Source organism: Methylobacterium sp. 22177 (assembly GCF_052045615.1).
Lineage (GTDB): Bacteria > Pseudomonadota > Alphaproteobacteria > Rhizobiales > Beijerinckiaceae > Methylobacterium > Methylobacterium radiotolerans.
Genome location: NZ_JBQEPK010000009.1, coordinates 114,259 through 132,601, shown reverse-complemented (window position 1 = coordinate 132,601; position 18,343 = coordinate 114,259). Strand labels below are relative to the sequence as shown.

The 18,343-nt window shown below is 73.6% G+C and carries 19 protein-coding genes; 6 read left to right on the top strand and 13 right to left on the bottom strand.

Annotation, left to right across the window (positions count from 1 at the left end; all coding sequences use genetic code 11):
- The first annotated feature begins 70 nt into the window (after positions 1-70).
- From ACTJK8_RS11650 to ACTJK8_RS11640, 3 genes are all read left to right on the top strand, one after another.
- Complete coding sequence (locus ACTJK8_RS11650; RefSeq protein WP_051252397.1) at positions 71-1,141, top strand: DUF4424 domain-containing protein; 1,071 nt, start codon at positions 71-73, stop codon at positions 1,139-1,141.
- A gap of 143 nt (positions 1,142-1,284) precedes the next feature.
- The gene (locus tag ACTJK8_RS11645) at positions 1,285-1,752 is read left to right on the top strand and encodes a hypothetical protein (RefSeq protein WP_024828875.1); all 468 of its coding nucleotides are present in this window, start codon (positions 1,285-1,287) and stop codon (positions 1,750-1,752) included.
- Positions 1,753-1,817: 65 nt separating this feature from the next.
- Complete coding sequence (locus ACTJK8_RS11640; protein WP_165851017.1) at positions 1,818-2,600, top strand: hypothetical protein; 783 nt, start codon at positions 1,818-1,820, stop codon at positions 2,598-2,600.
- Between the two features lie 28 nt (positions 2,601-2,628).
- Here ACTJK8_RS11640 and ACTJK8_RS11635 read toward each other — a convergent pair whose 3' ends face one another.
- Entirely contained in the window at positions 2,629-3,582 is a 954-nt protein-coding gene (locus ACTJK8_RS11635) for a YiiG family protein (protein ID WP_182178186.1), read from the bottom strand.
- A 357-nt stretch (positions 3,583-3,939) separates the two neighbouring features.
- Here ACTJK8_RS11635 and ACTJK8_RS11630 point away from each other — a divergent pair, with 357 nt between their 5' ends.
- Positions 3,940-4,536, top strand: a complete 597-nt coding sequence (locus ACTJK8_RS11630; protein ID WP_012321197.1) for an HD domain-containing protein — start codon at positions 3,940-3,942, stop codon at positions 4,534-4,536.
- Positions 4,537-4,567: 31 nt separating this feature from the next.
- Here the strand turns inward: ACTJK8_RS11630 and ACTJK8_RS11625 are convergent, their stop codons facing one another.
- The 12 genes from ACTJK8_RS11625 to rho form a co-directional block, all read right to left on the bottom strand.
- Positions 4,568-5,728, bottom strand: a complete 1,161-nt coding sequence (locus ACTJK8_RS11625) for a glutathionylspermidine synthase family protein (protein ID WP_234740888.1) — start codon at positions 5,726-5,728, stop codon at positions 4,568-4,570.
- Positions 5,728-6,468 (bottom strand): DUF1190 domain-containing protein, encoded by a 741-nt coding sequence (locus ACTJK8_RS11620; RefSeq protein WP_029360288.1) that lies wholly within the window; start codon positions 6,466-6,468, stop codon positions 5,728-5,730. The genes ACTJK8_RS11625 and ACTJK8_RS11620 overlap by 1 nt, the downstream gene beginning before the upstream one ends.
- A gap of 7 nt (positions 6,469-6,475) precedes the next feature.
- Entirely contained in the window at positions 6,476-6,874 is a 399-nt protein-coding gene (locus ACTJK8_RS11615; RefSeq protein ID WP_012321200.1) for a DUF350 domain-containing protein, read from the bottom strand.
- A gap of 234 nt (positions 6,875-7,108) precedes the next feature.
- Positions 7,109-7,999, bottom strand: coding sequence for a TIGR01459 family HAD-type hydrolase (locus ACTJK8_RS11610; protein ID WP_024828871.1), 891 nt, complete (start codon positions 7,997-7,999; stop codon positions 7,109-7,111).
- A gap of 115 nt (positions 8,000-8,114) precedes the next feature.
- Positions 8,115-9,326 carry an extracellular catalytic domain type 1 short-chain-length polyhydroxyalkanoate depolymerase gene (locus ACTJK8_RS11605; protein ID WP_012321202.1) on the bottom strand — a complete coding sequence of 404 codons (1,212 nt, stop codon included), beginning with the start codon at positions 9,324-9,326 and terminating at the stop codon, positions 8,115-8,117.
- Positions 9,327-9,515: 189 nt separating this feature from the next.
- Positions 9,516-10,238: a DNA polymerase III subunit epsilon gene (gene dnaQ, locus ACTJK8_RS11600; RefSeq protein ID WP_012321203.1), complete on the bottom strand. Its 723-nt coding sequence runs from the start codon at positions 10,236-10,238 to the stop codon at positions 9,516-9,518.
- 106 nt (positions 10,239-10,344) lie between these two features.
- Entirely contained in the window at positions 10,345-10,569 is a 225-nt protein-coding gene (locus ACTJK8_RS11595; RefSeq protein ID WP_440761945.1) for a hypothetical protein, read from the bottom strand.
- Between the two features lie 57 nt (positions 10,570-10,626).
- Positions 10,627-11,265: a dephospho-CoA kinase gene (gene coaE, locus ACTJK8_RS11590; RefSeq protein WP_012321205.1), complete on the bottom strand. Its 639-nt coding sequence runs from the start codon at positions 11,263-11,265 to the stop codon at positions 10,627-10,629.
- A complete protein-coding gene (locus tag ACTJK8_RS11585; RefSeq protein WP_058606572.1) occupies positions 11,262-12,110 on the bottom strand; it encodes a shikimate dehydrogenase in 849 nt (282 codons plus the stop codon). Before ACTJK8_RS11585 ends, coaE begins: the two co-directional genes overlap by 4 nt.
- Positions 12,107-13,108, bottom strand: coding sequence for a cation diffusion facilitator family transporter (locus ACTJK8_RS11580; RefSeq protein ID WP_024828868.1), 1,002 nt, complete (start codon positions 13,106-13,108; stop codon positions 12,107-12,109). Before ACTJK8_RS11580 ends, ACTJK8_RS11585 begins: the two co-directional genes overlap by 4 nt.
- Before the next feature lie 11 nt (positions 13,109-13,119).
- Positions 13,120-13,731, bottom strand: a complete 612-nt coding sequence (locus ACTJK8_RS11575) for a Maf family protein (RefSeq protein WP_440761944.1) — start codon at positions 13,729-13,731, stop codon at positions 13,120-13,122.
- Positions 13,732-14,144: 413 nt separating this feature from the next.
- Positions 14,145-15,509: a transcription termination factor Rho gene (gene rho / locus ACTJK8_RS11570; RefSeq protein WP_024828867.1), complete on the bottom strand. Its 1,365-nt coding sequence runs from the start codon at positions 15,507-15,509 to the stop codon at positions 14,145-14,147.
- Between the two features lie 424 nt (positions 15,510-15,933).
- On the opposite strand from rho, the gene ACTJK8_RS11565 reads away from it, so the two are divergent.
- Together ACTJK8_RS11565 and hisS are read left to right on the top strand one after the other, a co-directional pair.
- On the top strand, positions 15,934-16,437 hold the full coding sequence (locus ACTJK8_RS11565) for a DUF3429 domain-containing protein (protein ID WP_012321210.1): 504 nt from the start codon (positions 15,934-15,936) through the stop codon (positions 16,435-16,437).
- Between the two features lie 345 nt (positions 16,438-16,782).
- Positions 16,783-18,330 carry a histidine--tRNA ligase gene (gene hisS, locus ACTJK8_RS11560; protein ID WP_012321211.1) on the top strand — a complete coding sequence of 516 codons (1,548 nt, stop codon included), beginning with the start codon at positions 16,783-16,785 and terminating at the stop codon, positions 18,328-18,330.
- Positions 18,331-18,343: the final 13 nt, after the last annotated feature.

Here is an 18,343-nt window from a genome sequence, read left to right as displayed (position 1 = left end):
TAGGCCTCCGGACCTTCCGAAGCCCGCGCCGCCCCCGCACCGACGGATCCAACCAGCGAGCCCGACAGCCGTGCGAACCCCAGCCACGCCCCGCACCCCGCGCCTCGCCCTGCTGCTGCCGGCGCTCCTGCCGGCGCTCCTGTCGGCGATCCTGTCGACGGCCCTGCCGCGTCCGGTCCGGGCCGACGACAGCGTCGCGGCCCTCGCGGCCGGCGGCCTCGTCCTGGAGAAGACGGACCGGATCGCCCTCGTCTCCGAGGACCTCTTCCTGTCCGAGAAGGCGGTGCGGATCGCCTACCGCTTCCACAACCTGACCGACCGGGACGTCGAGACGACGATCGCGTTCCCGATGCCCGACATATCCGGCGGTCCCGACGCGATGCTCAACATCGCCGACCCGAAGCACGACAACTTCCTCCGCTTCACCACCGAGGTCGACGGCCGGCCGGTCGACTCGCAGGTCGAGCAGCGCGCCTTCGTCACGCCGGCCGGCAAGCCGGAGGTCGAGGTGACCGGGCGGCTGAGGAGCCTCGGCATCCCCCTCGTCCCGACGGTCGAGGCCACCGAGGCCGCTCTGGCGGCCCTGGGCGAGGATCAGCGCCGCCGCCTCGTGGCCGACGGCCTCCTGGAGGCCCAGGAGATGGGCAACGGCACGACGAGCCTGTTCCCGGTCTGGACCCTGCGGTCGAAGTTCTGGCGCCGGCAGGTCTTCCCGGCGGGACGCGACGTCGTCGTCCGGCAGAGCTACGTTCCGGGCCTCGGCGGCCTGTCCAGCCTGTCGTTCGGTACCGCGACCGAGGGCGCCGACGAGAGGGCCGAGTACGCGCGGAAATACTGCACGGACGCGGCCTTCCTGAAGGCGGCCCAGGCGCTCGCCCGCAGAGTCGAGGCGGCGGGCGGGCGGGGAATCCAGGCCTTCGAGCAGTACCTGTCCTACGTGATCACCTCCGGCGGCAACTGGGCCGGGCCGATCGGCACGTTCAAGCTGACCGTGGACAAGGGCGATCCCGCGACGCTCGTGTCGTTCTGCGGCACCGGCGTCCGCAAGACGGGCCCGACGACCTTCGAGAGCGTCGCGACGGATTACGTGCCCCGGCGCGACATCGACGTCCTGCTGCTCAAGACCACGGCGGGCCGATGAGCGGCGGCGCGCCACGCTGCCCGGATCCGGCGGGCCCGGCGGCCGGCCGCGACGACCCGGATCCCGCGCCGCGCAGACCCGACGGCCCGTGCCGGCCGAGATTGTACTGCCGATCACGTCCAGACCGCCACAGGAGGGATTCCGTGCGTATCCAAGCTCGTCCGGCGCGCCCGAGCGCGCGATCAGGCGTCCGATCGATCCTCCGACCGGGCCTCGTCGGCGCGCTCGCCGCGCTCGGCACCGTGGGCGCCCAGGCGGCGCCGGCCTGTCCCGCGCGGGACTTCCCGGGTTTCCTGGCCGCCTTCGCCGACGACGTCGCGGTCCAGAAGGCGTTCGTCGCCGTGCCCCTGCGCAGCGACACGATCGATCCCGAGGCCGAGCCCGAACCGAAGCCGGTGACGACGATGCTCGGCGCCGACGCGCTGCGCTTCCCGCTGATGCCGAGCCTCCGGACGCAGAAGACCGACGGCCTGAAACAGGCGCTGAGCGCCGCGGGGGCCGACGCGATGCGCGTCAAGCTGTTCAAGCCCGATACGGGCCTGCAGATCACCTACACGTTTCGCCGGGCGGCCTGCTGGACGCTCGTCAGGATCGAGGATGACAGCCTGTGAGCGCGGCCGTGCCGAGCACCCCGCGCGCGCATCGCGCGACCGCGCGGCCGCCTCGATGGCCGGCCGTGCTGCGCGTGCTGGCGCTCGGCCTCGGCGCGGGCGCGGGCGTCCCCTCCGCCCGGGCGGCCCCGGATTGCGCCGGGAATCGGGGCAGGGTCGAGACGCTGATCTGTGCCGACCCCGCCCTGACGCGGCTGGACGACGAACTCAGGCGCCTGTTCGACAGGATCGTGGGCGAGACACGCGGGGTCGACGGGGAGACCGGCCAGGCGATCGACACCTTCGGCGAGGACCACGCGCGCTGGCGCGCGCGGGTCCGCGACGCCTGCCCGGACACGGCCTGCCTGACGCGCGCCTACACCGCGCGGATCGCGCGGGTCCGGCGCGACTGGAGCCGGGCCTTGTCGGACACGCCCGCGCTGCGGCACGTGGTCAACGCCCGTTTCGGCTTCTCCGTCGACGTGCCCGCCGACCTCGTCGCGGAGCCGCCGCCGGACAACGGCGACGGGCAGGCCTTCCACTCGGCCGACGGCCACCTGCAGCTGACGGTGTCGGGCCTGAACGCCGCGCGCGACCAGGATCTCGACGCCGTCGTGGCCGCGGATCGGCAGACCTGCCTGCGGCAGCCGCCCGAATACGCGGCGCGCAAGCCCGGCTGGATCGTGTTCTCCTGCACGACGGCGGCCGGAATCCTGTACCGGAAGACCCTCCTTGCGGGCGGGCGCGGCGGCGCCTTCGTCACCCTGCGCGTCCGCTACCCCGCGGCCGAGCAGGCGCGGTGGCGGGCGGCCGTCACGGCGGCCGCGACCTCGCTGCGCCCGACGGAACCGGCCCGGAGCACCCGCTGACGGCGCCCCGGGTCCCGGGCGCCTCCGGTCACCGCGAGAAGGTCGTGGCCGTCTGCGCGGTCGACACCATTATGTTGTAGTCGTTCACGATCCAGGTCACGTCGCGCCCGGCGCCGCGCCGGGCGTCGCCCTTGGCCTTGGCGAGCTTGGCGTCGAACTCGCGCAGCTTGCCCAGGAGCGCGCGCGGCCGGCTCTCGAACACGTGGAAGGAGTTCGGGTTGGCGGCGCTGTACCCGTCCATGTCCTTCACGGCGGCGGCGTAGCGCCCGAGCGCGGCCTCGAAGGCCGCCATCTCGACGACCGGCTCGGCGTCGGTGGGCAGCAGGTCCATGACCTTGCGGCACGCGGTCATCACGTTCGCGACGTGCCAGCGCGCCTTGCGACCCTCCCGCGCCTCGAGGGCGGCGAGTTCCAGCGCGTCGCTCTTCTCCTTCTCGACCCGCAGCGCGGCCTCGACCCTGGCGCGCGCCGCCAGGAAGGCCGGCCCCGCGACGGCGAGCTTGGCGTGGAGCGCCTTGCCCTGCTCCATCTTGTCCGCGCGGTAATCCTGCCGCTCGTAGTAGCCCTCCGCCTCGGTGACCGTCGGGGCGAGCGCCTGATAGGCGGCGATGTAGCTCTTCACGGCGCCGTCGAGGTCCGGCATCGCGGGCGGCTGCGCCGTCGCGGCCTCCGCCTTCGCGATCTCGCCGCGCACGTCGTAGAGCCCGTAGAGGCCGTAGATGGTCCGCTCGCGGCCGGTCGGGCCGGTCTTCATGTTGACCCAGCTCTGATAGCGGCTGAGCGATTCCTGCGCCCGCAGGGTCCGGTTGAGGAGGCCGACATAGGCGTTGAGCTTGCGGATCGTCTCCTGCGCGGGGTCGCTCTCGGGCTTGGTCGTCGGCCCCGCCGGCGACGGGGCGGGGGCCTGCGCGCGGGCCGGGGCGGCCGCGAGCAGCGCCGCCAGCATCAACCAAGTCGTCGTTCTCAGGGTCGTCGCTCTCATGGGCGCGGGGGATCCTCCGGATGGGTTGTTCCCGTGTAGCCGGCGATCTGCGCGAAGACCAGACGCGGGATCGGGTCGATCGCGCCCAATAGATCTCACGGGATCGACAGCGACCGTCTATCGGAGAGATCGACGATCACATCCCCGATCATCGCCACCGGGACGATGATCTCGCGCGATGTCGGAGGTCGAGGCCGGGAACGTCTATCGCGGCGTCCGGAAGCCCGCCCCCGGGGACCGGGCCGGGGCAGCCGCTGGGCCGCATCGTCCGGTCGTCCCGGCGCGCCCGCGACGCCCCGCACCGGCGGCGCGATCCCGCCTCGTCCCGCGGAGGCGGATCGGGTAGAGGATCGGCCGATGCTCGACGGCCATCCCCGCATCCTGGCTGACCTGCGCGCCCGGCTGGCCGAGCCGCATCGCGTCTATCACGGCCAAGCGCATATCGACGCGCTCCTGGAGGCGTTCCGCGCCCGCCGCGGGACGGTCCGGGATCCCGACGCGGTGGAACTGGCGATCTGGTTCCACGACGCCGTCTACCGGCCGGGCGCCCCGGACAACGAGCGCCGCAGCGCCGCGCTCCTGCGGGCGCTGCTGGACGGCGCGGTCCCGGCGCCCGCGCTGGCGGCGGCCGAGACGATGATCCTGGCGACCGAGCGGCACGCCGTCCCGGACGGCCTGCCGGCCGCGCTCGCCGCGGACGTCGCGGTCTTCCTCGACATGGACATGGCGATCCTGGGGGCGGCGCCGGCCGCCTACGACGGCTACGCCGCCGGCGTGGCGCGGGAATTCGTCCCGTTCGTGGGCGCGGCCGCCTACCGGCGGGGGCGCGCGGCCTTCCTGCGGGGGACCCTCGAGTCCGGCCGGCCGCTGTTCGTCACCGACCGGGCCCGGGCCGAGCTGGAGGGGCCCGCGCGATCGAATATGCGGCGGGAGCTCGCGGCGCTGGACCGGTGACAGGCGACCCGGACCCGCGACCCGCACCCGGTCACGGCGCGATGAGGTGCGGCACGAACCGGGCCCGGTCGGTCGTGATGAGGCCGTCCGACTCGCGCAGGCACAGGCCGGCGGGCCGGTCGCCGACCATCCAGCTGCCGACCAGCGCGCGGCGGCCGTCGAAATCGGGCAGCGCGGCCAGGGCCTGCCGCACGTAGCCCTCGCCGCCGTAGGGACCCTCGTCGCGCGCCGCGACGGCGCCGTCGCGCACGATCAGCACGTTGGCGCCCTCGCGGCCGTAGAGGGGCTTCCTCACGAAGCTCCGGCCCAGCGCGGCCTTGGCCGGGTCCTCCTCGAAGAAGGCCGGCAGCAGGTTGGGATGGCCCGGCGCCATCGCCCAGAGATGGGCCAGCAGCCCCTTGTTGGAGAGCACCGCCTTCCAGGGCGGCTCCAGGAAGCGGGTCGCCGCCGCGCCGACCGCCCGGCCGAACGGGTCGGCGAACATCCACTCCCACGGGTAGAGCTTGAACAGGCAGCCGATCGGGATGCCGGCCGCGTCCACGAAGCGCCCGTCCTCCGCGAGCCCGATCGCCTCGACCGGCAGGAAGGGGGCGGGGCGGCCGGCCTGCAGCGCGCAGTCCTGGAGATAGGACAGCGTGCCGCGATCCTCCGGCGCGTCGGGGAAGCCCGCGAAGGCGACGCCCTCCGGGGGCGCCACGGCGGCGAGGCGCGCCACCAGCGCCTCGTGCAGGGTGTTGAACTGATCGGCGCCGGCGGGGAGGCGTCCCCGCGCCAGCCCGTCCTCCAGCCACAGCCACTGGAAAACCGCGCTCTCGTAGAGGGCGGTGGGCGTGTCGGCGTTGTACTCTAGGAGCTTGGCCGGCCCGTCGCCGCCGTAGCTGAAGTCGAAGCGCCCGTACAGGCTGGGATCGCGCCGCGCCCAGCTCGCCCGGATCGCGTCCCAGGCGTGCTCCGGGATCCGCAGCGAGCGGAGGATCGCCGCGTCCCGGACCGCCCGGTCCACGAAGGCGAGGCAGAGGTCGTGCAGCGCGGCGCTCGGCGCCTCGATGGCGTCCTCGATCTCCGCGAGGCTGAAGGCGTAGTAGGCGCTCTCGTCCCAGTAGGGGGCGCCGTCGAACGTGTGGAAGGTGAAGCCGGCGCGCGCGGCGTGGAGCCGCCAGTCGGGCCGCTCCGGGATCGGCACGCGGCGCATCAGCCGCCGCCGAACCCGCCCGCGCGGCCGCCCGAGCCTCCGGAGAACGCCGTCGCCCGCCCGGTGCCGCCGAAGCCGCCGCGGCTGACCGTGCGCGGGGTCGTGCTCGTCGTCGTGCTCGTCGTGCTCGCGGTGCGGGCGACCGAGGCGGGGACGTGGACCCGCGAGGCGCCGCCCGCGTAGGCGACCCGGCCGCCCGCACCGGTGCAGTAGCCGCCCCCGTGCCCGGCCGTCGCGGTCCCGGCCTCGTCGCGCTCCTCCTCGGGCGCGTGCGGGTAGAGCGGCTGGACCGGCAGGTCCTGCGCGTCCGTCCGCCCCATCATGAAGGCGGCCATCACCGGCAGGTAGCGGCCGCGCGCGGCCTCCGTGACCTGCGCGCCCGGCGTGCAGCCGCCGGTCCCGTGGTGGCGCTGGCAATCGGCCTCGGTCTCGTAGCGCGGCGCCGTCGCCGCGTAGGTCTCCTGCGCGCTCGTGTAGGCGGCGATGCAGGCCTCGGCGCCGCGCAGCTGCTGGGCGATGCAGGCGCCGAGCGTCCCGTAGACGAGCGCCTCCTCCTCCCGCTGGGACGGGTCGAGGCCGCCGAGCGTCAGGGCGGCCGCGCCGGCGCCCGCGACCAGGACCAGAGACACGGCGGCCGAGCGCTTGGAGCGGCGGGCGGCGGCGAAGCCGGTCGCGGACCCGCCGGCGGCGCGGCCGGCAGCATCGGGGGCCGCGTCGGGAGCTGGCGCGGTCTCCGTCACCGGCCCCTCAATAGGTCATCGAGGCGGCGTTCACGACGCCCCCCGCCAGCGAGGCCGCGCCGAGGAGGATCGCGGCGGCGGCGCGGTCCTCCTCGATGCGCCGCGACAGGTCCGGCACCGCGAGGCGCACGAGCCAGTAGATCGCGATCTGGATCACGAGGGCGATCAGCCCCCAGACCAGGCAGTCGAGCAGGGACGCCGCGTTGTAGATCGCCACCGCCAGCGGCAGGGTGAAGCCGACCAGGCTCCCGCCCAGCGCGACGGCGGCCGCCGTCACGTCCCGGCGGATCAGCGCGAGCTCGTTGTGCGCGGTGGCGAGGGTGTAGATCAGCAGGTAGAGGCCGATCAGCCCGGCCGCGGTGCCGAGATAGAGCAGGAAGTCGGGCAGTCCGGAGACCAGGGTCACGCAAGACCCGCCGTCTCGCCGGCCCCGATCGTCGCGCGCGCCGCGACCGGACAGGTCTTCCGGTCGAATCGCCCGGCACGCGAAGCGGATGTCGGGGCTGATTGCTGCGCGCGGGACCGATTCACACGCGCGAATGCACGCAATTTCCCGCGCGGTGTCAAGCTTGTCGCGGATTTCAGAGGGTTAGACTGGCGGCAATACGCGCGAGGCCGGCCCGCGTCGGCGGGTCGGGCGCTACCAGACCAGCCGCTCGATCACCGCGTCCGGATGCACCGCCTGCCGGCCGAGCCATTCCGCCACGTCGCCCAGCCGGTGATGCGCGGCCGTGACGCCGAGTTCCTCCGCGTGGATGCCGCGGGCCACCAGCAGGCTCGCGAGGCCGAAGCCGCGGGCGCCGGCGATGTCGGTGCGGATCGCGTCGCCGATCGCCAGGACCCGTGCCGGATCCACCGCGGCCCCGGTGAGCGCCGCCCCCTTGGCGAGCGCCGCCTCGTAGACCGGGCGGTGCGGCTTGCCGGCGTACACCACGGGGCCGCCGATCTCCGCGTAGGCCGCCGCGAGCAGGCCCGCGCAGGGGATCAGGCGGTTGCCGCTCTCCACGACGAGATCGGGATTGGCGCAGATCATCGTCAGCCCGCGGGCGGCCAGGCGCTCCAGCTCCGGCCGGTAATCGTCCGGGGTCTCGCTGCGGTCGTCGAACAGGCCGGTGCAGACGACGAGGTCGGCCTCCGTCTCCGGGACGAGGCTGAGGTCGAGCCCCTGGAAGATGCCGAGGTCGCGCTCCGGACCGAGATGCCGGATCCGCGCGCCCGGGCGCGCGGCGATCAGGTCGTGGGTGAGGTCGCCCGAGGTCAGGATCGCGTCGTAGGCCTCCCGCGGCACGCCGAACCGGTCGAGGATGCGGCCGACGCCGTCGCCGGGCCGGGGCGCGTTCGAGACGAGGACGACCCGGCGCGGCCGCGCGCCCGGGAGGCCGCGGAACCGGATCAGCGCCTCGCCGGCGGCCCCGTGGGCCGTCTGGCCGTCGTGCAGCACGCCCCAGACGTCGCAGAGGATCAGGTCGTACCGGTCGGCGACCTCGGCGAGACCCTGGAGGGTCGGGATCGGTGCGGGGGTGCTGGTCATGGACGGTCCTGGATTCAAAAGGTCCGGGACCTTTTGTGGGGGCAGGGCAGAGCCCTGCGATACATCAGGGCCGCGCCCTGACAACCCGCCGGGGCGCGCGGCAGCCGGAAATCCCTCACGGGCGCCGCGCCGGTCCCAGCCGGTGCTCGGCGAAGAAGTCGAGCATCGCCCGGGACGCGTCGGGCCCCTCGGGATCCGTGTAGCTGCCGTCGGGGCGGCCGCCCGACCAGGCGTGGCCGGCGCCGCGCACCCGCCAATCCTCGACCACGACCCGGCCCGCCTCGTCCCGGTAGCGGGTGCGGGTGAAGGGATGGCCGCGGCCCTCGAACGTCTCCGACCGGGGCGTCAGCCCGGCGACCTTGGCCTGGGCGAGCACCTGGTCGGCGTTGCGCACGCTCACCGTGCCGTCGTCCTCGCCGTGGAAGATGATCGTCGGGACGCGGGCGGCGGGCGCGGGGGTGCCGAAGGCGGTCGGAGCGCCGAGGCCCGGTGCACCGACCTGCATGGCCATCAGCGCCGAGCCGAGATCCCGGGCGCAGCCGGCCGCGAGGCCCGAATGCACGCCGACGGCGGCGTAGAGATCCGGGTAGGCGCGGGCGATGTTGAGGGCGGCGGCGCCCCCCGCCGACAGGCCGGCGATGTAGACCCGGGCCGGGTCGATCGCGTGCTCCGCCATGATCGCGCGGGTGAGGCCCGCGATGATGGCCGGCTCGCCCGCGCCGCGGCCCTGGTCCCGGGGCTCGTACCAGTTCCAGCAGCGCTGGGCGTGGGCCTGGCGGCTCTGGGCCGGGTAGGCCACGAACACGCCGGCGCGCTCGGCGAGGGTGTTCATGCCGGTGCCGGCGGCGAAATCGTCCGGATTCTGCGTGCAGCCGTGCAGCATCACGATCAGCGGCGCCGGCCGGTCGGGGTGGCTCGGGATGAACAGCTTGTACTCGCGGGTGCCGGCGGGCTCGGCGTGGGTCAGCGCCACGAAGCGGCCCCCGGTCCCGCCCGCCCGGTCGGCGGGCGGCGGGGCCGGCGGCCGCAGCGGGTTGCCCAGGCCCTTCAGCACCGGCGCGAGCCCGCGCACGACCTGCCCCACCACCTCGCGCATCCGCGTCCCGGACTCCGCCGCGGGATTCCGCGTCTCGGCGGCAGGCTGCGGCGCGGCCGACGGATCGGCGGGCGGGGGCTTCTGACCCCCGAGGCTGCGCTGGATGAGGGCGGTCGCCTCCTCGAGCCGGCCCAGGCCGGTCAGGCGGGTGGCCTCGATCATGTCGGCGAAGGGTGACGGGCCGGTCCTGTCGTCGCGCTGTCCGTCGCGACTGCCGAAATCCTCGGTCATGCGTGCGCGCCTCACTGCCTCAGCATCTCCGTCACGGCCGGACCCGGCACGCCCGTGCCACCGCGTGGACCAGCCCCCGCCATCCCGAGAGATGGTGCGCCGACGGCGTTTTGTGCATTGCACTAAACGCCCCTGTGCGATGCGGCAACAGCCGGTGCCGCGCACGGAGCGGGGGCTCTGGCGGGCGGATCAGACCGGATCGTCCGCGCCGATGTAGTCGGCCCAGATCGCGGCGGGACCGAGGCTCGCGCGGAAGCTGTCGTGGCGGGCGCGCTCCGCATCCGTAAGGCGGCTGCGGTAGGGACGGGGTGCCGCCGGGGCCGCCGCCAGGGCGGTCGATCCGGCCGCCGGGGCAGCCTTCTCGGCCTCCAGGAGCCCGAGGCTGGTCTGCTTGCCGCCGAGCAGCTCGACGTAGACCTCGGCCAGGATCTGCGCGTCGAGGAGCGCCCCGTGCTTGGTCCGCCGGGTGTTGTCGATGCCGTAGCGGGCGCAGAGGGCGTCGAGGTTGTTGGCCGCGCCCGGGTGCTTGCGCCGGGCCATCGGCAGGGTGTCGACCACGTCCTCCAGCTGGATCGGCGGCGGGGCGTTCGCGCCGAGCCGGGCGTATTCCATGTTGAGGAAGCCGACGTCAAAGGGCGCGTTGTGGATGACGAGCCGCCCGTCGGCCAGGAACGCCAGCAACTCGCCGACGATCTCGGCGAAGACCGGCTTGTCGGCGAGGAACGCGTCGGACAGGCCGTGGACGTTGAACGCGCCCTCGGAGACCGGGCGCTGCGGGTTGCAGTAGCGGTGGAAGGTCCGGCCGGTGGGGATGTGGTTGAGGAGCTCCACCGCGCCGATCTCGATCAGCCGGTCGCCTCCCTTCGCCTCCGTGCCGGTGGTCTCGGTGTCGAGGACGATCTCGCGCAGCATGGGTCTCGCGGCTCGCGGGGATGGGGGCGGACCCTAGCCGGATAAGCCCGGACGGTTAACCCGCCCTGCACGGCCGTCCCCGTCCATCGCCCGTCGGCCGCCCCGCCTAGCGGGAGGTGTTGCGGTAGACGCAGACCGGCCCCCGGTCCTCGTAGCCGCCCGGGCAGGCGGTGACGCAGGCACCGGCCGCGAACTTCTTCGGCGGCGGGCAGCGGGCGGCGTACTGGGCCTGCGCGGGCACGGCCGCCAGCAGCGCGAGGAGGGTTGCGGCCCGGATGCCGCCTGACCGAACGCGATCGATCCTGCCCCAGCGCCGCGCCATCACGTCCATCCCGCAGTTCGTGTTCCCCCCGGAACGCAACCGCAGATATTCAATCCGCCCAGCGCGTCATCCGTTGCCGGCGTGCGGCTTCGCACGGGGCGTTGTCAGGCGCTCGACGATCCGCGCCACCTCGGCCTCGGCGGCGGGGAAACCCCGGCCCGTGTCGATGACGAAATCCGCCCGGGCGCGCTTCTCGGCGTCGGGCATCTGCTTGGCGAGGATCGCCGCGAGGGCCGCCTCGGTCATGCCGGGTCGGGCGAGCACCCGTTCGCGCTGGATCTCGGGCGGGGCGCTCACCACCGCGACCGCGTCGCAGCGGTCCTCGCCGCCGGTCTCGTAGAGGAGCGGGACGTCGAGGACGACCAGCGCCGCCGCCGCGTGCCGCGCCAGGAATTCCGCGCTGGCCGCCCGGACCAGGGGATGCACGATGGCCTCCAGCGCCGCCATCCGGTCCGGCGAACCGAGCACCGCGGCGCGCAGCCGCGCCCGGTCGACGCCGCCGTCCGCGCCGAGCACGCCGGGAAAGGCCGCGCCGATCGCCGCCGCGGCCGCGCCGCCCGGCCCGTAGAGGGCGTGGACGGCGGCGTCGGCGTCGTGGACCGGGACGCCGCGCTCCGCGAACATCCGGGCCGTGGCTGACTTGCCCATGCCGATCGAGCCCGTGAGCCCGAGGATGACGGGTCCGGATCCGGCCGTCGGCATCATCCGGCGAGGTCCGCCACGATCCGGTCGCGCAGCTCCGGGGTGACGGCGGGGCGCGGGCCGAACCACGCCTCGAAACCCGGCACCGCCTGGTGCAGCAGCATGCCGAGCCCGTCCACGGCGGCGAGCCCCCGCCGGCGCGCCGCCGCCAGGAGCGCCGTCTCCAGGGGCGCGTAGACGATGTCGGCCACGGCCGCGTCCGCCGGGAGGGGCGACAGGTCGACGGCGAGGGGCGGCTGGCCCTTCATGCCCAGGGACGTGGTGTTGACGAGGAGGCCGGTCCCGGGAAGCGCCGCCGGCAGGTCGTCCCAGGCGAGCGCCGCGCCGACGCCCGGCGCGAGCGCCGCCACCGCCTCGGCCCGGGCCGCGGTGCGGTTGGCGACCCAGACGCGCCGCAGGCCGCGCTCGGCGAGCCCGACCACGACCGCCCGCGCCGCGCCGCCGGCGCCGAGCACCAGGGCGGTGCCGCCCGCGCGTTCCGGCCAGGCCGCGCCCAGGCTGTGGTCGAGATGGGCGCAGAAGCCCGGCGCGTCGGTGTTGTCGCCGCGGATCCGGCCGTCCGGCCCGACCACCAGGGTGTTGACCGCGCCGATCGCCCGGGCCCGCGGCGTCAGGGTGTCGGCCAGCGCGAAGGCCGCCTCCTTGTGGGGGATCGTGACGTTGCCGCCCCGGAAGCCCGAATCCGGCAGGCCCCGGACGAAGTCCGGGAACGCCGCCGGCGGCACGTCGAGCCGCTCGTAGGAGCCCGGGATCCCGTGCACGGCGAGCCAGTGGCCGTGGATCAGCGGCGAGCGCGAGTGGGCGATCGGGTGGCCGACCACGAAGGCGCGGGGGGTCGCGACGCTCACGCCGCGCAATCCTGCGCGAGGCGGCAGGCCGGACCGCCGGCCTCCTCGACCTGGAGGGTGGCGTGGCCGATGCCGAACCGGGCGCGCAGGCCCTCGGCGGTGTCGGTGAGGAAGCCGTTGCCGGGCAGGCGGTGGGCCTGATGACCCTCCTGCATCACGAGATGGACCGTGAGGGCGACGCTGGTGGTGCTCATGGGCCAGATATGCAGGTCGTGGAGGCCGGCGACGCCCGGCCGTTCGAGGAGGAAGCCGGTCACCGCGTCCGGGGAGATCTCCGGCGGCACGGCGTCGAGGGACATGGCCACGCTGTCGCGCAGCAGGCCCCAGGTCGCCCAGACCACCAGGGCGGCGATGACGAGGCTGACCGCCGGGTCGAGCCAGGCGAGGCCGGTGAGCTGGATCACGAGGCCCGCCACCACGACCCCGGCCGAGACGGCGGCGTCGGCCACCATGTGGAGGAACGCCCCGCGGACGTTGATGTCGCCCTTGGCGCCGCTGGCGAAGAGCCACGCGGTGAGGCCGTTGACCAGGATCCCCACCGCGGCCACCACCATCACGGTCGTGCCCGCGACGGGCTCCGGGTGGACCAGCCGGACCAGCGCCTCCCAGATCACCGCTCCCATGGCGATGAGCAGGAACACGGCGTTGAACAGGGCCGCCAGGATCGAGGAGCCGCGGTAGCCGTAGGTGAAGCGCGCGCTCGCGCGGCGGCGCACCAGGATCGCGGCGATCCAGGCGGCCGCGAGGCCCAGAACGTCCGACAGGTTGTGGCCGGCATCGGCCACCAGCGACATCGAGTTGCTGAGATAGCCGTAGACCGCCTCGATCACCACGAAGGCGGTGTTGAGCACGATGCCGATGGCGAAGGCCGTGCCGAAATCCTTCGGCGCGTGCGCGTGGCCGCCGAGGCCGCCATGGGCGTGGCCCCCGTGGGCATGACTTCCGTGGGCATGGCTCCCGTGCCCGTGGCCGCCGTGCGAATGATCGTGTCCGGCCAAGAGCTTTTCCCTCAGAAGGCCAAGTAGCCGGCGGCGCGGAGCCGCGCGAGGAGCGTCAGCAGCGGCAGGCCCAGCACGGTGCTGTGGTCCCCGGCCACCGATTCGAACAGGTGGATCCCCGGCCCTTCGAGCTGGTAGCCGCCGACGCTCGACCGCACGCGCTCCGCGCCAGCGCAGTCCACATAGGCCGCGATCGCCCGTTCATCGAGAGGGCGCAGGGTCAGCCGGGCGGTCTCCACGAAGGCGTCCGCGACCGCCCCCGCCAGCGCCACGGCGGAATGCAGGGCGTGGGTCCGGCCGGACAGACGGGCGAGCTGCGCCCGGGCGGCCTCGGCATCGGCCGGCTTGTGGAACACCGTGCCGTCGCAATCGAGCACTTGGTCCGCGCCGAGCACGATCCGCCCCGGGAAGCGTGCCGCCACCGCCTCGGCCTTGGCGCGCGCGAGCGCAAGGGCGAGGTCGGGCGGGGACAGGCCGGGGCGCGCCGCTTCCAGGGCGCGCTCGTCGACGTCGGGCGACGCGGTCTCGACCGGCAGGGCGGCGCTCTCCAGCAGGAGGCGCCGGGTCGGGCTGGTCGAGGCGAGGAGGAGCGGTTGCGGACCGGTCCAGGGCGAGCGGGGCATCGCGCCAGTGTCACGGATCCGGGGATCTGTGCAAGACGCGCGCTGGGCTGCGACGAGCCCCGCCGCCGGGATCGACCGGGCGGCGGGGCTGTCGCGGCGCCGATACGCAACCTGGCGCCCGGTGATGATCCTGGCAGGGACCGGTTAGGGGAAGGTCAACGGCCCGATCGGGCCGGAATCGCGTTTCGTGCCGCTGCGGGACAGGCGTCGCGGCGTTCCGCGCGGCGGGCGCAACCGACGTCCAAGCCTCTCCTCAATCCTCAGGTGCCGGAGCGCGGCGGAGGCCGCCCGCGTCGTCATGGCGAGCGCAGCGACGTGACCCGGGGCCGCGCGCGGCTCACCACCGTGGCGCTGCCTGGATCGCTTCGCTCCGCTCGCGGGGACGGCGGTGATGCCCGCGACCGGGGATGGCCTCAGGTGTTCATCGAGTCGAAGAAGTCGCTGTTGCTCTTGGTCTGGCGCAGCTTGTCGAGCAGGAACTCGATCGCGTCGGTGACGCCCATCGGGTTGAGGATGCGGCGCAGCACGTAGGTCTTCTTGAGCGAGTCCGGCGGGACCAGCAGCTCCTCCTTGCGGGTGCCCGAGCGGGTGATGTCGATCGCCGGGAAGATGCGCTTGTCGGAGACCTTGCGGTCCAGGATGATCTCGGAGTTGCCGGTGCCCTTGAACTCCTCGAAGATCACCTCGTCCATGCGCGAGCCGGTGTCGATCAGCGCCGTGGCGATGATCGAGAGCGAGCCGCCCTCCTCGATGTTGCGGGCCGCGCCGAAGAAGCGCTTGGGCCGCTGCAGGGCGTTGGCGTCGACACCGCCGGTCAGCACCTTGCCGGAGGACGGCACCACGGTGTTGTAGGCGCGTCCGAGGCGGGTGATGGAGTCCAAGAGGATCACCACGTCGCGCCCGTGCTCCACGAGGCGCTTGGCCTTCTCGATCACCATCTCGGCGACCTGCACGTGGCGGGTGGCCGGCTCGTCGAAGGTCGAGGCGATGACCTCGCCCTTCACCGAGCGCTGCATGTCGGTGACCTCCTCGGGCCGCTCGTCGATGAGCAGCACGATCAGGTAGCACTCGGGGTGGTTGAGGGTGATCGACTGGGCGATGTTCTGCATCAGCACGGTCTTACCCGTGCGCGGCGGCGCCACGATCAGGGCGCGCTGGCCCTTGCCGATCGGCGCCACGATGTCGATGATCCGCGGCGAGAAGTCCTTCTTGGTCGGGTTGTCCAGCTCGAGCTTGAACCGCTTCGTCGGGAAGAGCGGCGTCAGGTTGTCGAAGTGGACCTTGTGCTTGATCTTCTCCGGGTTCTCGAAGTTGATCGTGTTGACCTTGAGCAGCGCGAAGTAGCGCTCGCCGTCCTTGGGGCCGCGGATCGGGCCCTCGACGGTGTCGCCGGTCCGCAGGCCGAAGCGGCGGATCTGGGTCGGCGAGATGTAGATGTCGTCCGGGCCGGGCAGGTAGTTCGAGTCGGAGGAGCGCAGGAAGCCGAAGCCGTCCTGCAGCACCTCGACGGTGCCCGACCCGATGATCTCGACCTCCTTGGCAGCGAGCTGCTTCAGGATGGCGAACATCAGCTCCTGCTTGCGCATGGTCGAGGCGTTCTCGACCTCGACCTCCTCGGCGAAGGCCGTCAGGTCGGTCGGCGTCTTCGATTTGAGGTCCTGGAGCTTGACCTCGCGGACGCCCTCGAGGGCGGCCGGCATGGTGGGGCGATCGGCGGACACATCGGCCGACTCCGCGGTCTCGATGTCGTCGGCGAGGGCGTCGGGATTTGGCGTCATGGGGGTATCTTGAGACCGACGGAGTAGGTGGGAGGGCCGGTTCAGTGCCAGGTGCCCGGGGGATGGGCACCGGAGAGCGGGCCGCGCTGCGGCGAGGGGCCCGGGGTCAGGTTGGCGAAACCGATGAGGCAGGACCCTCGCGGCTCACGGGCGCGCTGCGGCGCAGACCTTGTGATGAGGGCCCCACACAGATAACGCCTTTTTCGCCCGCACTCAAGGGCCCGGGGTGGTGGACCGGGATCCCGACGGCGCGGCGACGGGCCGGGCGACCGGCAGGGCCTCGCGGGAGGGCCGTGCCGGCGCTACACAGGACGTGTCGCGCCGAGCTCGGGCCGTCTCTCGGAACCGGGCCGACGCGCGGCCGTTCCCTGTCCCGGTGCTGCGGCGCAGCAGACCGCCGAATCGAGAGTTCCCCCAGACCGCCATGCGCGACGACGCCACCGGACGCACCCTCACCACGCACGAGCCGCGCCGGATTCCCTGGCTCGAGATCGTCTTCGGCTTCGGCCCGATGCTGCCGATCGCCGTCGGCACCGCCGTGGCGTGGTGGCTGAACGGCAAGCCCCTCGACTACCTCGTGGCGCTGTTCACCCTGCTCTACGCCGCCTCGATCCTGCTGTTCCTGGCCGGCGTGCGCCGCGGCGTCAGCTTCCGGACCGAGGGCGGGCCGCAGGTGTCGCAGATCGTCACCATGCTGGTCCTCTACGGCCTCGGGCTGGGCAGCCTGTTCGCGGCGGTGATGGGCAAGGCGGTGCCGGCGCTCGCGATGCTGATCCTCGGCTACGCCGCCATCGGGATCCTCGATCCGATCGCGGCGCGCGCCGGCGAGGTGCCCCTGTCGCATGCCCGCCTGCGCCCGCTGCAGATGCCGATCGCCGTGGTGAGTCTCGCGGCCCTGCTCTGGCTCAAGCTGACCGCGCCGTACTGAGTTCTCGCCGAGCGAACCGCGCCCCGGTCCGGTGCGCGGCGCGCGTCCGACACGGCTCCCGCATCGACGCGTCGGCTGACGCGCCCCACACGTCGCCACCGGCGCAGCGAGGTGAGCCGGGGCCGCGCGACCTCGACCGGCGCGGCGCGGTCCTGGATGGCTCCGCTCGCGAGGGCGACGGCGCCGTCCTGCCCGGGATGGTCGGGTGCCGGGCGAGCCCGCAAACCGAATTCCCCTTTCGCCCGGCATGCTCTAGAGCCCGGCCGCAGGATCTCCGCCCGCCGGAGACGATCGAAGATTCGATGCGGGACCCGGATTCCGGGTCCGCGAGAAGCGAATGCACCCATGTCCAAGCCCGACACCCCGAAGGCCGAGAAGGCCGACACCCTGAAGCCCCGCCTGCCGCGCGGCTTCGTCGACCGCCGCGCCGGCGAGATCGCCGCGCAGGGCCGGATGCTGGAGACGATCCGCAAGAGCTTCGAGCTCTACGGGTTCGAGGCCCTGGAGACGCCCTTCGTCGAGTACACCGAGGCCCTGGGCAAGTTCCTGCCCGACCTCGACCGCCCGAACGCCGGCGTGTTCTCGTTCCAGGACGACGACGAGGCGTGGCTGTCGCTCCGCTACGACCTGACGGCGCCACTGGCCCGGTTCGTGGCCGAGAACTACGACGCTCTGCCCAAGCCCTATCGGAGCTACCGGGCCGGCTACGTCTTCCGCAACGAGAAGCCGGGGCCGGGCCGCTTCCGCCAGTTCATGCAGTTCGACGCCGACATCGTCGGCGCCGGCAGCGTCGCGGCCGATGCCGAGACCTGCATGCTGATGGCCGACACGCTGAACCGGCTCGGGCTCGGCGGTCAGTACGTGGTCAAGGTCAACAACCGGAAGGTGCTCGACGGCGTCATGGAGGCGATCGGGCTCGCCGGTCCCGACAAGGCCGGCCAGCGCCTCACCGTGCTGCGGGCGATCGACAAGCTCGACCGGCTCGGCGTCGACGGGGTGCGCGACCTGCTCGGGTCCGGCCGCAAGGACGAGAGCGGCGACTTCACCAAGGGCGCGGGCCTCGACGCGGCGGCGATCGGCCGGATCCTCGCCTACGTGTCGTTCCAGGCGGATGCCGGCGACGGCGCCGACAAGGTGGCGTTCTGGGAGAAGTTCTTCGCCGGCTGGCACGACGCGGTCGGCGACTCGGAGACTGGCCGGGAAGGCATCGCCGAGCTGCACGCGATCATGCGCCTCTGCGCCGCCGCCGGCTACGGCCACGACGTGATCCGGGCCGATCCGAGCGTGGTGCGCGGGCTCGAATACTACACCGGGCCGGTCTACGAGGCCGAGCTGACGTTTCCCGTCACCAACGAGGACGGCCAGACCGTGCGCTTCGGCTCGGTCGCGGGCGGCGGGCGCTACGACGGCCTCGTCGGGCGGTTCCGGGCCGAGCCGGTGCCGGCCACCGGCTTCTCGATCGGCGTCTCGCGGCTGTTCTCGGCGCTCCAGCTCGTGGGCAGCCCCCTGATCGCCGGTGCCGAGGCCCCCGGGCCGGTGGTGGTGCTGGTCCTCGACCGGGAGAACATGGCCGATTACCAGCGGCTCGTCGCGCTCCTGCGCGCCGACGGCATCCGGGCCGAGCTCTACCTCGGTGCCGCCGGCATGAAGGCGCAGATGAAGTACGCCGACCGCCGCCGCGCGCCCGTGGCGGTGATCCAGGGCTCGAACGAGCGCCTGGCCGGCGAGGTCCAGATCAAGGACCTGATCGCGGGCGCCCAGGCGGCCGAGTCCATCGCCAGCAACGCCGAGTGGAAGGCGGCGCGGCCCGCGCAGGTCTCGTGTCCCGAGGCCGACTTGGTGGCGCAGGTCCGCGCCGTGCTGAGCCGGCATTTTCCGTCAACCGAGATCTGAGACACGCGCGCCT

What these genes read in the sequence shown, in the direction of transcription:
- ACTJK8_RS11635 (WP_182178186.1), bottom strand. Translation starts at nt 3,582, where the DNA reads ATGAGAGCGACGACCCTGAGAACGACGACTTGGTTGATGCTGGCGGCG.
- ACTJK8_RS11630 (WP_012321197.1), top strand. Translation starts at nt 3,940, where the DNA reads ATGCTCGACGGCCATCCCCGCATCCTGGCTGACCTGCGCGCCCGGCTG.
- ACTJK8_RS11625 (WP_234740888.1), bottom strand. Translation starts at nt 5,728, where the DNA reads ATGCGCCGCGTGCCGATCCCGGAGCGGCCCGACTGGCGGCTCCACGCC.
- ACTJK8_RS11610 (WP_024828871.1), bottom strand. Translation starts at nt 7,999, where the DNA reads ATGACCAGCACCCCCGCACCGATCCCGACCCTCCAGGGTCTCGCCGAG.
- ACTJK8_RS11605 (WP_012321202.1), bottom strand. Translation starts at nt 9,326, where the DNA reads ATGACCGAGGATTTCGGCAGTCGCGACGGACAGCGCGACGACAGGACC.
- dnaQ (WP_012321203.1), bottom strand. Translation starts at nt 10,238, where the DNA reads ATGCTGCGCGAGATCGTCCTCGACACCGAGACCACCGGCACGGAGGCG.
- ACTJK8_RS11595 (WP_440761945.1), bottom strand. Translation starts at nt 10,569, where the DNA reads ATGGACGTGATGGCGCGGCGCTGGGGCAGGATCGATCGCGTTCGGTCA.
- coaE (WP_012321205.1), bottom strand. Translation starts at nt 11,265, where the DNA reads ATGATGCCGACGGCCGGATCCGGACCCGTCATCCTCGGGCTCACGGGC.
- ACTJK8_RS11575 (WP_440761944.1), bottom strand. Translation starts at nt 13,731, where the DNA reads ATGCCCCGCTCGCCCTGGACCGGTCCGCAACCGCTCCTCCTCGCCTCG.
- rho (WP_024828867.1), bottom strand. Translation starts at nt 15,509, where the DNA reads ATGACGCCAAATCCCGACGCCCTCGCCGACGACATCGAGACCGCGGAG.
- ACTJK8_RS11565 (WP_012321210.1), top strand. Translation starts at nt 15,934, where the DNA reads ATGCGCGACGACGCCACCGGACGCACCCTCACCACGCACGAGCCGCGC.
- hisS (WP_012321211.1), top strand. Translation starts at nt 16,783, where the DNA reads ATGTCCAAGCCCGACACCCCGAAGGCCGAGAAGGCCGACACCCTGAAG.